The organism is Aeromonas sp. A600620 (assembly GCF_029479985.1).
Lineage (GTDB): Bacteria > Pseudomonadota > Gammaproteobacteria > Enterobacterales > Aeromonadaceae > Aeromonas > Aeromonas veronii_A.
The window spans coordinates 72,458-88,915 of sequence record NZ_JAAKXB010000009.1 but is presented as its reverse complement, the minus strand read 5'-3'; the positions used below and the strand labels follow the sequence as shown (position 1 = coordinate 88,915).

The 16,458-nt window shown below is 60.4% G+C and carries 12 protein-coding genes; 4 read left to right on the top strand and 8 right to left on the bottom strand.

Features of this window, described 5'->3' with window-relative positions; translation table 11 throughout:
* The first annotated feature begins 77 nt into the window (after positions 1 to 77).
* From G5533_RS12695 to malZ, 3 genes are all read left to right on the top strand, one after another.
* On the top strand, positions 78 to 494 hold the full coding sequence (locus tag G5533_RS12695) for an META domain-containing protein (protein ID WP_227341604.1): 417 nt from the start codon (positions 78 to 80) through the stop codon (positions 492 to 494).
* A gap of 88 nt (positions 495 to 582) precedes the next feature.
* Complete coding sequence (locus tag G5533_RS12690) at positions 583 to 1,413, top strand: HDOD domain-containing protein (RefSeq protein WP_227341605.1); 831 nt, start codon at positions 583 to 585, stop codon at positions 1,411 to 1,413.
* 5 nt (positions 1,414 to 1,418) lie between these two features.
* Positions 1,419 to 3,248 (top strand): maltodextrin glucosidase, encoded by a 1,830-nt coding sequence (malZ, locus tag G5533_RS12685; RefSeq protein ID WP_439968715.1) that lies wholly within the window; start codon positions 1,419 to 1,421, stop codon positions 3,246 to 3,248.
* 101 nt (positions 3,249 to 3,349) lie between these two features.
* On the opposite strand, the gene G5533_RS12680 is transcribed toward malZ, so the two are convergent.
* Positions 3,350 to 3,883: an ATP--cob(I)alamin adenosyltransferase gene (locus tag G5533_RS12680; protein WP_075116198.1), complete on the bottom strand. Its 534-nt coding sequence runs from the start codon at positions 3,881 to 3,883 to the stop codon at positions 3,350 to 3,352.
* A gap of 90 nt (positions 3,884 to 3,973) precedes the next feature.
* Positions 3,974 to 5,116, bottom strand: coding sequence for a DUF5610 domain-containing protein (locus tag G5533_RS12675; protein WP_441254873.1), 1,143 nt, complete (start codon positions 5,114 to 5,116; stop codon positions 3,974 to 3,976).
* Positions 5,117 to 5,286: 170 nt separating this feature from the next.
* Here G5533_RS12675 and trmA point away from each other — a divergent pair, with 170 nt between their 5' ends.
* A complete protein-coding gene (trmA, locus tag G5533_RS12670; RefSeq protein WP_421206257.1) occupies positions 5,287 to 6,420 on the top strand; it encodes a tRNA (uridine(54)-C5)-methyltransferase TrmA in 1,134 nt (377 codons plus the stop codon).
* A 67-nt stretch (positions 6,421 to 6,487) separates the two neighbouring features.
* Here the strand turns inward: trmA and G5533_RS12665 are convergent, their stop codons facing one another.
* From G5533_RS12665 to G5533_RS12640, 6 genes are all read right to left on the bottom strand, one after another.
* Complete coding sequence (locus G5533_RS12665) at positions 6,488 to 8,221, bottom strand: methyl-accepting chemotaxis protein (protein ID WP_201980752.1); 1,734 nt, start codon at positions 8,219 to 8,221, stop codon at positions 6,488 to 6,490.
* Between the two features lie 51 nt (positions 8,222 to 8,272).
* On the bottom strand, positions 8,273 to 9,283 hold the full coding sequence (gene mglC, locus G5533_RS12660) for a galactose/methyl galactoside ABC transporter permease MglC (protein ID WP_005342585.1): 1,011 nt from the start codon (positions 9,281 to 9,283) through the stop codon (positions 8,273 to 8,275).
* A gap of 16 nt (positions 9,284 to 9,299) precedes the next feature.
* Positions 9,300 to 10,820 carry a galactose/methyl galactoside ABC transporter ATP-binding protein MglA gene (gene mglA, locus G5533_RS12655; RefSeq protein ID WP_041234376.1) on the bottom strand — a complete coding sequence of 507 codons (1,521 nt, stop codon included), beginning with the start codon at positions 10,818 to 10,820 and terminating at the stop codon, positions 9,300 to 9,302.
* Between the two features lie 53 nt (positions 10,821 to 10,873).
* Complete coding sequence (gene mglB, locus G5533_RS12650; protein ID WP_005340747.1) at positions 10,874 to 11,860, bottom strand: galactose/glucose ABC transporter substrate-binding protein MglB; 987 nt, start codon at positions 11,858 to 11,860, stop codon at positions 10,874 to 10,876.
* 276 nt (positions 11,861 to 12,136) lie between these two features.
* Complete coding sequence (locus tag G5533_RS12645) at positions 12,137 to 15,196, bottom strand: beta-galactosidase (RefSeq protein WP_441254872.1); 3,060 nt, start codon at positions 15,194 to 15,196, stop codon at positions 12,137 to 12,139.
* Between the two features lie 189 nt (positions 15,197 to 15,385).
* Positions 15,386 to 16,393: a substrate-binding domain-containing protein gene (locus G5533_RS12640; RefSeq protein WP_005356970.1), complete on the bottom strand. Its 1,008-nt coding sequence runs from the start codon at positions 16,391 to 16,393 to the stop codon at positions 15,386 to 15,388.
* Positions 16,394 to 16,458 lie beyond the last annotated feature (65 nt).

The following is a 16,458-nucleotide window of genomic DNA, read 5'->3' as shown; positions in this document are numbered from 1 at the left end:
CGGTCGTCCCCTCTCCCGCCCTGCTCCCGACTGCCCAAAAAGGGTATTCTTGACGCTCCCCCAACCGGAGCCCCCTCATGCCCAGATTGCCCTTTTTGCTGATCCCCCTGTTACTGCTCGCTGGCTGCAGCTCGACCGCCTTTGTTCAGCAAGATCTGCAACACCACCACTGGGTACTGAGCAAACTGGATGGCGAACCGATCAAGGCCCCCCGCGACAATCCTCCCGATTTCGAGATCGGCGAGCACTTCACCGTCAACGGCATCGCCGGTTGCAACCGCTACTTCGGTCAGGGCCATCTGGAAGATGACAAACTGTGGATCACCAGTCTGGGCAGCACCGAAATGGCCTGCATGCCGCCGCTCGACACTATCGAACAGGCTGTACTGACCACCCTTACCGAGGGGGCGACCTTGAGCGGCACCAGTCAGAACCTGATCCTGCAGGGCAAACGGCACCGTTTGGAATACACCTTGCGCGACTGGGTGTTCTAGCGCTCACAAAGCCGCATCACAAACAGGAACATGTTGTCCGGCTGTGGCACAATATGAGGCAGAGTTCGCAACGGAGGCTGCCTCAGCCATGTCGATGGATCGCCTGTTTGACAAGATCAAACAACTCCCCACTATTCCCAAGCTGCTGCACGAGTTGATGCAGAGCTTCAACGACGAGAATGCCCGCATCGACCAGATTGCGGCCAAGATCGCCATGGACCAGGTGATCAGCGTCAAGGTGCTAAAGATGGCCAACTCGGCCGCCCTGCGCCGTGGCAACGAAGTGACCTCCATCGAACAGGCGGTGATCCGCCTCGGCTTCAACCGACTGCGCTCTGTGGTGGTCGCTTCCGGCATCATCGGCACCTTCAAGGCCCCGCCCAGCTTCGACAAGAACAAGTTCTGGACCGAGACCTTCCAGGTCGCCACCATCGCCAAAACCCTGGCCCAGGAGGCCAAGGTGCTCGACCCCGAGACCGCCTTCACCTGTGCTCTTATCCACAACATCGGCGAACTACTGATCCAGAGTACCTTGCCGGAAGAGGCGGAGCTCATCAATCTGGCGATCCAGAAGGGGAGCAGCCGGGTCGAGGCCCAGCGGGAGATGCTGGGTTACGACTACGCCCAGCTCGGTGCCGAGCTGGCGCGGCGCTGGAACCTCTCCGAGGCCTTCGTCGATGCCATCTCCCAACAGCTGGATCCCCTCTCCCACGATCCGGTCAGCAAGGAGGCGGTGCTGATCCGCCTCGCCGTGTTTATCTCCTTCGCCTGGAACGCGGGAGTGCCTGCCCAGGCCATCATCGCCCGCTTCCCCAAACCGCTCGCCGACCAGTTGGGACTGGATCCCAAGTCGCTGGCAGGCCAGCTCGAAACACTGCATGAACAGGGTAATGCCCTTGCCGATCTTCTGACTCAATAAGCATCATGACCCATCCGTTTCTGTTTCATCCCCAGGTGGCGCCCTGGTTCAAAGAGAGCGCCGACGCACTGCAATTGACCCTCTTTAGCGAGCTGGATGCACCGATCCGCGAGGTGTGGCTGCGCCACGAGCCGGATAACGAGGAGTACCTGATCCCGATGACGGCGGTCTCCACCCGCGATCGGCTGCAGGTGTGGCAGGCGACCCTGCCGCTCATCAAGGGACAGGATATCCACCTCTACAGCTTCAAGTGCCTCACCGACGAGGAGCAGTGGTGGCTGCACGGGGCGGGCGTCAGCGCGTCCATGCCGCCACGGGAGCAGCATTTTCGCTTCAACAGCCTGCACCAGCCACCGGCCTGGGTGCAGGATCAGGTGTTCTACCAGATCTTCCCCGACCGTTTCTGCAACGGCGATCCGTCGCTGAGCGTCAAGCATCACGAGTACGAATATCGCGGCAAAGCGGTCATCAGCAAGGCGTGGGGCGAACCGGTCAGTCGCCATGAAGAGGGCCACGGCGCCTGCGAGTTTTACGGTGGCGATCTGGCGGGGATCGATGCCAAGCTGCACTATCTGCAATCTCTCGGGGTGACGGCGCTCTACCTCAACCCCATCTTCGATTCGCCGAGCAACCACAAGTACGACACCCAGGACTACTTCAAGGTCGATGCCCACCTCGGCAGCAACGCGCAGTTCGCCGAGCTGACCCGCAACCTGCACCAGCGCGGCATGAAGATCATCCTCGATGCGGTGGTCAACCACACCTCTACCGAGCACCCCTGGTTCTGCCCGCCACTGGGAGCCCAGAGCAACCCGGACTCCCCGTGGCGCAGCTTCTACACCTTTGATAAAGAAGGGGATTACGTCAGCTGGAAGGGCATTCGCAGCCTGCCCAAGCTCGACTTCTCCTGCGAGAAGGTACAGGACGCCGTCTATCGGGCCGATGACGCCATCCTCCGTTACTGGATGCGCGCCCCCTACCAGATCGATGGCTGGCGCTTTGACGTCATCCACATGTTGGGCGAGCGCGGCACCGCCGAGGGCAACAGTGGTCACGTGCGCGCCATTCGCGGGGCAGTGAAGCAGGAGAACCCGGACGCCTATGTGCTCGGCGAACACTTCTTCGAGGCGAGCCAGTGGCTGCAAGGGGATCAGGAGGACGGCGCCATGAACTACTACGGCTTCGCCCACCCGATCCGTGCCTTCCTGGCTGGCAAGGATATCGCCTACCACCCCATCAAGATCAGCGCCGAAGAGCTGGATCGCTGGCTCAAACTGGCGCGGGCCCATATCCCGTTCAAGAACCAGCTGGCCCAGTTCAACCTGCTGGACAGCCACGATACCGCCCGCTTCCTCCATCTGCTGGGAGAGGACAAACAGCGGATGCAGCTGGCCGCCACACTGCTGCTCACCTATATCGGTGTGCCGTCCATCTACTACGGCGATGAAGTGGGGCTCTCCGGCGGCAACGACCCGGACTGCCGCCGCTGCTTCCCGTGGGATACCACAGACTGGGATCATGTGCTGCACGACCACTATCGTCGGCTGATCCAGATCCGCCGCCAGCGCCCCTCCCTGCGCCGTGGCGATATCCAGACCCTCTACGCCGGGCCCCACAGCTATGTGTTCGCCCGAACCCTGCAAAGCGATCAGGTGGTAGTGGCTTGCAACCGCCACCCGAGCGAGCCGCGCACCATCAGCCTGCCCCTGTGGCAGACCGCCAGCCCCGCCAGCCGCTTCACCGACGCCTTCAACGGCGAGAAGTTTGAAGTGGTGCAGGGCGAGGTGCAGCTGACCATTCCGGCCAACTCGGCCCGGGTGCTGATCTCCAGCTGAGCGGGCAACTGACGCGCTGAAAAACAAAACCGGAGCCCAAGGCTCCGGTTTTTTTTATTCCGTTCAATCCACCATGACGTCTGGCCCCTAACCAGCCGCCATCAGTAGTTGATGCTGACGTAGGGCACTTCCGGCACCTGCCAGCGCTGCTTGAGGTAGACGGTGAGCACGAAGAAGAAGTTGGCCAGCAGGTTGGCGAAGCGATAGAGAATGGGATCGAAGGCCACCCCGCTCTCTTCCAGCCTGACCAGCAGCCGCACCACCTTCTTGCTGCCGCAGCGGCACAGATGGAGGGTGGGAATGGGCTGTGGCCCCTGTGGCAGCACAAAACCGGTGACGCTGCCGCGACTCGCCTCGTTGTAGTGGTCGTAACGGGCCTTGAGCCACTCAAGATCTGCGTCGAAGATCCCCAGCTTGCCGCGTACCGAGCCGTTTAGGTTGTAGATAAGTCGCTGCAACGCCGCGAGATCCGCCAGCATGGGCTCGGTATCCGCATCCGGCGCAAGGCGTGACAGCACGGCCCCAACCTGACAACAGAGCTCGTCAGTAGCGATCTCAAAATCACATTTGAGCGAGGTTTCGAAGATAAAGGGGTAGCAGAGCTCGCGCTTGTCTCTTGGCTTCTTGGGGTTCATGGGGCAACCGGATTGGAAAAAAGGCCAGTTTGCCAGCCCCCACAGGAGCTGGCAAACGGCAGGTTATGGCTTGGGCTGCGCGCTGGCGGCTCAGACGCTCCTGCCGGCGGGCTCGGTGGAGGGCTGGAACTGGGCGATCATCCGCAGCGCCTCCAGCATGCGCTGGTTGAAGTTGGTGAAGCTGCTGATCTTTGCCGGATCGCTCTGACCGCGAGCGGCCAGCACAGCCGGGGTCAGCGCCTGTTGCTGGGATGGTGGCAGCAGGGTATCTGCCTGTTTCTGCACCTGCTCCAGCTTGGGCAGGTAGTCGGCAAACGGCTTGAGCAGATCCTGCAGGGAGTGCGCTCCCTGATAGGTCTGACTCAGCTTGACGCTCTGCTTGAGCTTGAGGGAGTAGGAGGCCAGCTGACTGTCGTCCAGTTTCAGTTCGTTCGCCTTATCCAGCAGATCCTCGAAGTTGCCGGAGAAGAAGTTCCCCGCCAGCTCGTCGATCCCCTTGACCAGCTTGCCGATGGACTCCATCTCCTCACTGCTGAGATCCCCCTCCAGCGAGAAACTGAAGCTCTGGCTCGACTTGAGGCTGAACTGACTACCGCTATCATCCTTCTGGGACTTGGTCTGCCAGCTGTCGTTGAATCGCAGCACCACCTTGTCGCCATCCTTGGTCTGGATCTCCAGATACCCCTGCTGGCGACTGGCCATCTCGGCCTGTCCCATGTCGGTCGGGGAGACCTTGCCGAAGAACTCCTTCTCGAACTCCTCGAGCCCTTTCTGGATCAGCTTGTAGCTCTGATCGATACCGGTTTTGATATCGTCGTTGTCAGTCGCCCACTTGCCGAGCTGCTTCTTCGCCTCCTCAAAGCCCTTGTCGACCCCCTTGCGGGCCTGCTCCATCATCCCGGTCAGGTCGTCGTCAGATTTGCCATCGGCCCGTGCGGCACCAAGCCGCCCGGTCACGAACTGCAGCACGTTGTCCGCCACCGACTGGAAGTCAAACAGGGTTTCCGGGGTGATCTCTTCGGGCTCTTTCACCTTCGGCGCCTGATAACCCTGGCCGTTGATCTCCAGCGAGAACTGCAACGCCTGCTGGATCAGCACCTGCGCCCACTTGGGCGGCTTGTGCAAGGAGACCTCCTCCTCGCTCTTGACCTGTTTCTGCTCCGCCTGTTGGGGCGATTTGGGAGAAACACCCACTCCCTTGGGTTGGGCTGCGCCCACGCCTTCGATCTGCATAATGTGTCCTCCCACCATGCCTGTAGATCAGCTATCGGCCTGACTGAACACTTCTTGACCACAAAATGCTGGACAATCTGCGGCTGGCTTTTAAAATCGGGCCCCTTTGGGTGGCCTGTTGCCTTCCCCCGATTTCGACCCGGCCCGGCCGGTGTGCATGTGAGGTATTTATGACCCAATCCCAACAGCCTTCCGCGAACGCTCCGGCGCCTAGAACCGCGGCCGACTATCAGGCCCAACTCGACGAAAAGCGCGCTCGCCTCACCGAGCTGTTTGCCGGCTTCACCCTCCCGGCGCTGGAAGTGCACAGCTCACCGGCGGAGTACTACCGGATGCGCGCCGAATTTCGCATCTGGCACGAAGGGGATGACCTCTTCCACTGCATGTATGCCCCGGCGACCAAAGAGATCATCAAGATAGACCACTTCCCTACCGCCAGCCGCCTCATCAACCAGTTGATGCCGCTGCTGCTGGAGGGGCTGCGCCCACACCCGGTGCTGCGCCGCAAGCTGTTCCAGATCGACTACCTCTCCACCCAGTCCGGCCAGATCATTGTCAGCCTGCTCTATCACCGCAAGCTGGAGGCCGAATGGCAACAAGCCGCCGAAGCGCTGCAGGCCGACCTGCGCGCCAAAGGGTTCGAGCTGCAGCTGATTGGCCGCGCCCACAAGCAGAAGATCTGTCTGGGGGATGACTTCGTCATCGAACAGCTCAACGTGGCGGGTCGCCAGCTCACCTACAAACAGGTGGAGAACAGCTTCACCCAGCCCAACGCCGCCATCAACGAGCAGATGCTGGCCTGGGCGCTGGATGTGACCAAAGAGAGCGAAGGGGACCTGCTGGAGCTCTATTGCGGCAATGGCAACTTCTCCATCGCGCTGGCGCAGAACTTCCGCAAGGTGCTGGCCACCGAAATCGCCAAGCCGAGCGTCGACTCCGCCCAGTTCAACATCGCCGCCAACGGCGTCGAAAACCTGATCATCCTGCGTATGTCGGCCGAGGAGTTCACCATGGCGATGCGTGGTGAACGGGAGTTCAACCGCCTCAAGGGGATCGATCTCAAGAGCTACCAGTGCAACACCATCTTCGTCGACCCGCCCCGCGCCGGTCTCGACGATGCCACCGTCAAGCTGGTGCAGGAGTACGACAACATCCTCTACATCTCCTGCAATCCCGAGACACTGCAGGCCAACATGGCCGTGCTGGGCGAAACCCACGAAATCGCCCGTTTCGCCCTGTTCGACCAGTTCCCCTGGACCCATCATATGGAAGCCGGGGTCTATCTGCGCCGCAAGGCCGGTTGATTCAGGCAGACGGGAAAACAACAACAGGGCCGGATGGCCCTGTTTTGTTATTGGCTGAACACCGGCCTCACTCCAGCCGGAAGTGACCCACGATCTCCCGCAGCCGGTCGTAGGTCTGCTGCATCGCCGCGGAGCTGGCAACCGTCGCTTCGCCATTGTGGGTCAGCTGGCGGATCACCTCGGCGATGGCGCTCATGTTGCGATTGATCTCTTCGGCCACCGCGCTCTGCTGCTCCGCCGCCGTGGCGATATGGCTGATGAGACCGTTGATCTCCACCACTTCCCCTGCCATCAGATCCAGCGACTCGTTGACCCTGGTGGTGTTCTCGGCCGCCCCCTGACAGCTCTGCTTGGTATTGCCCATGGCATCCACCACAGTTCGGGTGCCCCGCTGCAGACTAGCCAGCATGGTCTGGATCTCGGCTGTGCTCTGCTGGGTGCGGGCAGCGAGGGAGCGCACCTCGTCTGCCACCACCGCAAAACCGCGCCCCTGTTCACCGGCGCGGGCTGCCTCGATGGCGGCGTTGAGGGCCAGCAGGTTGGTCTGTTCGGCAATGCTGCCGATCACCCCCAGCACTGAGCCAATCTGCTGCACATCCTGCTGCATCGCCTCGATGGAGCGGGCAGTGGCTTCCACTTCATCCACAAGCGCCATCACGCTGGCCATCGCCTGATCCACCACCTGACGAGACTGGCTCGCCAGCTGCTGGCTCTGGCCGGTGAGTTGGGCGGTGCTGGCCGCACTCTCGGAGACGGAGACCGCGGTGCGGCTCATCTCGTTGATGGCGGTCACCACCTGCTCGGTCTCGCGTACATGGTCCGCCAGCAGAGACTGGACGGCGCCGGTCTGGTTGGCCAGCCCCTCGATGCCGCTGTTGAGCTGGCCGCTCGCCTGCCGCACCTCCCCCATCATCTCCTGCAGCCGCTCGATAAAGCGGTTGATACCGGCCGAGATCTGGCCAAGGTCATCCTTGCTGGTCACCGCCAGCCGGCGGGTGAGATCGCCACTGCCGCGAGAGAGCTCCAGCACCAGATCCCGCAGCGAGAGGATAGGGCGATAAGCCACGTTGAGTGCCAGTATGGCAAGCACCATCACCACCACGGCGACACCGAGCAGCGCCATGATGATCTGGCCGTTGAGTGCACGGGTCATCGCCTGGATGTAGTCGAGGTCGATGTAGCCAGTCAGCGTCCAGCTGCTGCCGCGAATATCCAGCTGGTTGGGGCGCGCTTCGCTCTCCCCCTGCGGCTTGCTGTTATAGAGGCTGTTGCCCTGACTGTCGGCCAGCGAGAAGTAGCGGCCATCACCACTCATCTTCTCCAGCAGGCTTTTGAACTCGCTCATGTCGAGGTAGTAGAGATATGCGGAATCGGCACCGCGCGGCACCAGAATGGTGATGACCGGCTTGCCATCCACCTGTTGCAGCGGGCTGACGGTGATCTGGTTATTGGCGGCGGGGATCAGCTTGCGCAGCGCATCGACTTTGGCGCTGTCGTTGATGACCCCGCTCACGTCGAAGGCCATGTCGCCGATCACCTTGACGATGTTGTGAAAACCGGTCTCTTGCAGGGTCTTCTTGACGTTGGTCACCCCGAAGTTGAGGTTGGCGGCCAACAGGATCTTCTGATTGATGTCGCTGGCCAGCTTCTCTTTGACCAGGGTGATCTGTTCGTTGATGTTGTGGGTGGCCTGAGTGCGAATGTAGCCACTGATGAAGTGGTTGACGCTGAGCCCGGCGGTGCCGATGGTGACCAGAATGGCCAGTAGCAGCAAGAGGTAAATCTTGACCTTGAATGGCATGGGTTCCCTCCAGAAGAGAGGGCTGGCAGCGCCAACCCTCCCTGCCAATCGTTATTTCTTCTTGGCGTACTTCATGGAATCCAATGCCACCGCCAGAATGATGATGCCGCCCTTGATGATGAACTGCCAGTAAGGGCTGACCCCGATATAGGTCAAACCATAGTTGATCAGGGTGAAGATAAGTACGCCGGTGATCACACCCGCGACCGTTCCCACCCCGCCGGCAAACGACACGCCGCCCACCACGCACGCCGCGATGGCATCCAGCTCGTACATGAAGCCGAGGTTGTTGGTGGCGCTACCGATACGGCCTGCTTCCAGCATGCCGCCGAAGGCGTAGAAGACCCCCGCCAGCGCATAGATCATTACCAGATTGACCGCCACATTGACGCCGGAGACCTTGGCTGCCTCGGGGTTGCCGCCGATGGCGAAGATGTTTTTGCCAAAGCGGGTCTTGTTCCACAGCACCCAGACAAAGACGCTGGCGATGGCCGCATAGAAGGTGAGATAGGAGAGTTTGAATCCTCCTATCCGGATAAACCCTTGGGCGAAGCTGGAGAAGCGGGGGTCAAACCCGGCCACCGGCGAAGCCCCTACCGAGTCAAAGTAGAGGGAGTTGATACCGTAGACGATGATCATGGTGCCCAGGGTGGTAATGAACGGGGTAACGTTCAGGTAGGCCACGATCAGACCGTTGACCAGACCAATCAGCGCCCCCACCACACAGACCAGCAGGATCACCGCAGGAATGGGCACCTCCCCCAACGTCGGGAACACCTTGTTGACGTTGGTCAGCGCCTGCAACATGGTTGCGGCTATGAGTGCCGCCAGACCGACCTGACGACCGGCCGAGAGATCCGTCCCCTGAGTGATGATGATGCCCGCCACCCCCAGCGCTATGATGACCCGCACCGAGGACTGGGTCAGGATGTTGCTGAAGTTGGTGAGGCTCAGGAAGGAAGGCTCCTGGATCACGATGACCATGAGCAGCACCAGCAGCACCAGATAGATGGCGTTTTCCTTGAGCGCCTGCATCAGATTGAAATTTTTAGCCGACTCCATAAATGTCTTCCTGTCTCTAGAGGTACAGAGATGCCAGGCGCAGTATCTCGCTCTGGTCAGTTTCTTTGGTATTGACGATCCCGGCGACCCGGCCATTGCTCATCACCATGATGCGGTCGGTGATCCCCAGCAATTCCGGCATCTCTGACGAGATGATGATGATCCCCTTGTCCTTCTTCGCCAGCTCCAGGATGAGCTGGTAGATCTCGAACTTGGCCCCGACGTCTATGCCGCGGGTGGGCTCGTCGAGCATCAGGATCTCCGGCTGGGTCAGCAGCCAGCGACCGATGATCACCTTCTGCTGGTTGCCCCCGGAGAGGGAACCTATTTGGGTCTGCTGGGTCGGCGTCTTGACCCGCATGGAGTCGATCACCCACTGGGTATCGCTCTTCATCTTGTTGTCGCTGAGCAGCCCCATGGAGCCCTTGTAGCTGTCCATGTTGGCGATCAGGGAGTTGAAGGCGATATCGAGCCGGGAGTAGATACCGGTGGAGCGGCGCTCTTCCGTCACCAGCGCAAAGCCGTTGCGGATCGCTTCGTGGGCGTTGTGGTTGGCCACCTCTTTGCCGTGCAGCTTGATGCTGCCCTGACTGCGATCGCGAATACCGAACAGGGTCTCGACGATATCGGTGCGCTTGGCCCCCACCAGTCCGGCGATGCCGAGGATCTCCCCCTTGTGCAGGTTGAAGGTCACATCCTGAATGGAGGGCTGGTTTTTCGCCGTCAGGTGTTCGATCTCGAGGATCACCTCTTTCGGCTGGTTGGTCTTTTCCGGGAAACGCTGGGTCAGTTCACGGCCGACCATCATCCCGATGATCTGATCCATGGTCATGCCCTTGAGCGGCTGGGTTGCCACCCACTGGCCATCCCGCAATATGGTGATCTCGTCACAGAGCTGGAAGATCTCCTCCATCTTGTGAGAGATGTAGACGATGCCGCACCCCTTCTCCTTCAACTTGTTGATGATCTTGAAGAGGTGGTTCACCTCTTTCTCGGTCAGGGAGGAGGTGGGTTCATCCATGATGACGATCTTGGCGTCGTAGGAGAACGCCTTGGCGATCTCGATCATCTGCATCTGGGAGACCGACAGGGTCGCGACCTTCACCTTGGGGTCGATGTCGATATCCAGCTCATCGAAGATGCGCTTGGTGTCGTCATACATCTTGCCGTGGTCGATAAACCACCCCTTGGTGGGGTAGCGGCCGAGCCACATGTTGTCCATCACGGTACGCTGCAGCACCAGGTTGAGCTCCTGATGCACCATGGAGACGCCATTTTCCAGCGCCTCTTTCGAGGAGGTGAAGTTGATCTCCTGCCCCTTGAAGAAGATCTTGCCCTGATCCTTCTCGTAAATGCCGAACAGGCACTTGAGCAGTGTGGATTTTCCCGCTCCGTTCTCGCCCATCAACGCATGCACAGAATGAGGACGGACCCGTAAATTGACATTATCGAGTGCCTTGACGCCGGGAAAGCTCTTACTGACGTCAATCATCTCCAACAGCCATTCTGATTGTTGCTGTGTTGTCATATCAGCCATCACATCTGGTTGAAAAAAGGGCAAGGGGATCTCCCTTGCCCTGGAGGAGGGAATTACTCGAATTGGGACAGGTTGTCTTTATCCACACCGACGTAGGCAACACGTACAACCTTGTCGACGATATTCCACTTGGTGCCTTCACCGGCCGGTTTGCCTTCAGCCAGGTTCTTGGTCAGCTCGAAGGTGGCTTTGGCCTGGTTGGCCGCATCGTTCAGCACGGTACCCGCCATGGCACCGCTCTTGACCATGGCCAGCGCTTCCGGCAGCGCATCGACGCCGAACACCGGAATGGCAGTCTTGCCCTGTGCTTTCAGTGATTCGACTGCGCCCATTGCCATGCCGTCGTTGTTGGCGATGACCACTTCGATCTTGTTGGCGTTGGGGCCGGAGATCCAGGCGTCCATCTTGTCTTTCGCCATGGCGGTATCCCACATACCGGTATCCATATGCAGTTGTTCAGTCTTGACGCCGCCATCGTTCAGGGTCTTGACCACGTAGGAGGTGCGCGCTTCGGCATCCGGGTGGCCCGGCTCCCCTTTCAGCAGCACGAACTGGATCACGCCATCCTTGTTCAGATCCCACTCCGGATGGGCTTTCCAGTGTTTGGCAATCAGCTGACCCTGGATGATCCCTGACTCCTTGGAGTCGGTACCCACGTAGTAGGCCTTGTCGTAGCTGGCCAGATCGGTAGCGCTTGGCTCCTTGTTGTAGAAGACCACCGGGATATCTTCGCCACGGGCTTTCTCAATCACCACCGGTGCCGCAGCTGGGTCAACCAGGTTGATGGCCAGCGCCTTCACCCCTTTGGCCAGCAGCACGTCGATCTGGTCGTTCTGCTTGGACTGGTCGTTCTGGGAGTCGTTCATCAGCAGTTCCACCCCCGGAGTGGCTGCCGCCTCCTTCTCGATGGCCTTGCGCACGACCGCCATGAAGTTGTCGTCGTACTTGTAGACGGTTACCCCGATACGGGTGTCAGCCTGGGCATTGGCTCCAGCCATCATGCCCATCAGCAGGGCGGCAACTGTGGTCAGTTTTTTCATTATGTGTGCTCCGATGTGTCTATCTGTGTTGTAGGGTGGCGAGCAATTGAGCAAGCGCCAATCAATGTAATCAGTTTGTTGTCATTTCTTCTGTGATCATGACGACAAAATGAAAACGATTACACTCTGTTACATTGAAACTTTGTTTTTATTTTTCAAATACATATAAATTCAAATGAGATTTGAGACTCAATCTTTCCCACAGCATTGAGGCTAGTCGTTACTGGTCTGTTGTCAAAATGGCGCACTGGCCAGGCAGTCCCCTCAATAGCTGGCTTAACGGAGAGTGCAGCCCCAACGGTAACGACGCTCGAGCAGTTGATACTCGGGACGCACGCTCTGGCTCCAGGAGTCATCCCCGCCCACCCCCATGTGGGCGCCATCGAGGCAGACCCACAGCCCCTCTTCGGCCACCAGATCACTCTGGTGACGGGCGGCGGCCAGCTGTTGCTGACTGAAGCGGCTGGCACTGAAATGGAAGCTGCCGTTCACCGTCGTGCTGCCCAGCTGCAACTGGCGGGTATCGCAGCGCAAGCCGTTGTCGCTCGGGAAGATGTAAGGGGTATGCATCGCCTCCAGCGGCAAACTCCAGCGACCAAGATCAGCACCCAGCAAACGGTCCGGATAGTTCTCGTGAGGGCCACGTCCCAACCATTCGGCTCGCGCCGGTACCTCGGCCAGATGAAGCAGCAGGCCAATCCGCGGCAGCGACGGCAGCACCTGCGCCAGCTCGGTCTCTATCTCCAGGCTCATGGCGCCATCGTCGGTAAAGCGGTGATGCCAGTGACTCACCAGCAGCAGCTCATCGCGGTGGAAGTAGCCATGGCTGACCCGGATATCCCCTCCGGCGACCGCGAGCCCCAGACAGCGGTGCTGCCACTGGCCGAGGCCACAACCCTGCCAGCGGGCAATCCAGGAGTTGGGGTCGGTGTGATCCGCTTCGCTGGTGCCGATGTCGTTGTCGAGCGGGGCGCGGTAGAAATGATCCATGATCGGCGCCAGCAACTGCTCCTGCCCTGATTTTTGCCAACTGGTGATGCGGCCGCTCAGCTTGTCGAGCCACCACTGGCTGTTTGCGGCGGTGATCCACCAGCCATCCGGCTGCTCGCTCAGGGTGGCGGCAGCGACCGGCGCTGGCAGGGCGAGGGGGGTCGGCAGGGTGAACTGCTGACGGGCGACCTTGTGATCCGCCTGCGACCATAGGGTAGCCTGCGGCTGAACGATGGCCAGATCGAGCCAGGCCAGTGAGCCTGCCGCAAAGGGGGGCAACGCCTCGCTCAGAGTCAACTCGATCACCCCCTGTGGCGCCAGCTCAAGGGAAACCTCCCCCTGCTGCTGCACATGGCCGTTCTCGCACAGCTGCCAGCAAAGCCGCTCGTTGTCGGTTTCCCGAAACAGGTATTCGCTCTCGATCCTCACCCGCAGCGGGGTGTGCTCAAGCAGAGTGAAGCGGAACGGCTGTTGGGCGCGCTTCGCCTCGCACAGGGCGGGATGGGGGGTGCGATCCGGGAACAGCAGACCGTTGCAGCAGAACTGGCGATCGTTTTGCACATCACCGAAGTCGCCGCCATAGCCCCAGTAGTGGCGACCATCGGCGGTGTATTTGTCGAGCCCCTGATCGACCCAATCCCAGACAAACCCGCCTTGCAGACGTGGATGATCGCGAAACGCCTGCCAGTAGTGGGCGTAACCCCCCAGACTGTTGCCCATGGCGTGGGCATATTCGCAGAGGATCAACGGCCGGGTCTCTTCCGGCAGGCCGATCCACTTGGCCAGCGCCCACTTGGGCACCGCCGGGAAGGGCTGATCCTGATGGGTTCTGGCATACATGGGGCAGATGATGTCGGTGGCCGGGGTATCGGCCCCTCCCCCCTCGTACTGCACCGGACGGCTCGGATCGCTGCGCTTGATCCAGCCATACATGGCATCGTGGGCCGGGCCGTAACCCGACTCGTTGCCGAGCGACCAGATGATGATGGAGGGGTGGTTGAAATCCCGCGCCACCATGCGGGTCGCCCGCTCCAGAAAGACATTGCTCCAGGCGGGATCCCGCGCCAGCCGCCCCATCGGAGTCATGCCGTGAGTCTCCAGATTCGCCTCGTCCACCACATAGAGACCGAGCCGATCGCAGAGGCGATAGAAGTCGGGGTGGTTGGGATAGTGGGAGCAGCGCACCGCATTGAAGTTGTGCCGCTTCATCAGCAGCAGATCCCGCTCCATGGTGGCACGATCGATGGCATAACCCCTGGCGGGGTGGTGTTCATGGCGGTTGGCACCACGGATCAGCAGCGGCTGACCGTTGACCCGCAGCAGGCCGCCACGGATCTCCACCACCCTAAAGCCCACATCGCACGCCTCGCTCTCGATGGCCTGACCCTGTTCGTCCAGCAGGGTCAGGGTCAGGCGATAGAGATGGGGCGTCTCGGCGCTCCACTTGCGCGGCGCAGCCACGTCGAGCCAGCACTCGGCGCGATCGTCATACGCCCCTTTTTCATCAATGGCTTGGGTGCCGATCGGCTGGCGCAGGGTCGCGACCCGCTCGCCACCGTCATAGAGATTGGCCTCTACCGACAGCCCAGCCCCATTGGCGACTTGCAGGGCAATCTTGAGACGACCATCCCGATAGCAGGCATCCAGCTCGGGGGTCACCCGCATATCCATCAGATGGCGGGTCGGTTTGTGCAGCAAGGTGACGGAGCGGAAGATCCCCGACAGCCACCACATATCCTGATCTTCCAGATAGGAGCCGTCGGACCAGCGCAGCACCAGCACCGCCAGCCGGTTGCGACCGCTCTGCAGATATGGGGTCAGATCGAATTCGGCGGGCAGGCGGCTGTCCTGAGAGTAACCGACCCAGCGGCCGTTGCAGAACAGGTGGAAGGCACTGCTCACCCCGTCGAAGATGATCCGGCTCTGTCCGCTTGCCAGCCAGTCGGCGGGCAGCTCGAACTCGCGGGAGTAGCAGCCAGTAGGATTCTCTGCTGGCACTCGGGGCGGATCGCAGGGAAAGGGGTACTTGATATTGGTGTAGATGGGACCATCGGTGAGCGGCCGCGCAGCTGGATAGGCGGCATCCAGCTGCCAGTTGCCCGGCACGGTAATGGGAGTGGCATCAGCCAGATCCTGCACCAGCCAGCTCTCGGGCACCAATTCGGGAGCGGCAAAGAAGGAGAAGCGCCACTCGCCATCGAGCAAGAGACGGGAGGAAGAGGCCAGATCACCCCTGGCATCCGTTTCGCTGCGCCAGCTGAACATGGGGGTATGGGCAGCCAGCCGGTTTACCGACGTAATGGCCTGAGTCTGCCAATCCTGACGCGCCACTATCTCCCTGAGCATTCACTCTCTCCCTGCTGATTAGAAAACCTATTCAGTCTAGAGAAGTATGACGCAGGGAACGGCGATCTCGCTCACACAGATGTAAACGATTACACTTGTTTTGTTAAGTAAAGCGGAGTAAAAATGATTAAAAATAGGTAAAACAATAACCGTGCAAGAAACGGCCCCGAACAGGGCCGCAAAAGGGAGCTATCCGGCCCGAACCGGTGCCACCGAGTGGCGATTTATCAGGGTGGGTGTATAGATCCGGCTCTGGGTCGCGTCACTCTCCCCCGCCGCCAGCTGAATGGCCAGCTTGGCCGCCTGGGCCGCCATCAGCTCGATGGGATAGCGCATGGTGGAGAGCTTGGGGCGCAAATATCTGGCATAGATGATGTCATCGAAGCCCACTACCGATACCTCCTCCGGCACTCGCAGGCCGTTGTCGGCCAGCACAGAGATGGCGCCCGCCGCCATGGCATCGTTATAAGCCACCACGGCAGTCACCTTGAGCCCCTTGGCCAGCAGGTTGAGCATGGCGCGCTCGCCCCCCTCCTCATTCGGCGTGCCACTCTCGATAAGCTCGGGATCGGCTGCCAGACCGGCTTCCATCAGCCCATCCTGATAACCCTGCAAACGCAAGGTGGCATCCTCGATGGCGTGATCCGAGCTGATAAAGGCGATATGGCGGTGGCCCAGTTCGATCAGGTGGCGAGTCGCCGTAGCCGCCCCCAGCCGGTTGTTGAGAGCGATGCAGCGCCCCTTGAGGGCAGGAATATCGCGGTTGATCAGCACCATACCGGGCACCCGCATGGCGTAATCGTAAAGTTCCTCGTCGCTCAGCGCCTTGCTGTGCACCACCAGCGCCTCGCAGCGCTTGCCGATCAGCAGCTCGATCGCTTCACGCTCCTGACGCGCCTTGTGAAAACCGTTACCCATCAGCAGGTGAAGGTTCTGCTCGACGGCCACGCCGGAGACCCCCTTCACCAGTGCGCCGAAGAAGGGATCGGCTACATCACCGACCACCACCCCCATGGTGTCGCAAGTCTGGCTAACCAGTGCCCGCGCGTTGGCGTTGGGGGTGTAGCCCAGTTCAGCCATGGCCTTCTGCACCACTTCGCGAGACGCGGCGCTGGCCTTGGGGGAGTTGTTCATCACCCGTGAAACCGTTGCCACTGACACATTGGCCAAACGGGCGACATCCTTGATGGTGCTCATGCTGTTTTCACTTCTTTCACTGTGCAATAGAGCGCCATTATACCCAGCAAACCCTTTGAAAACAG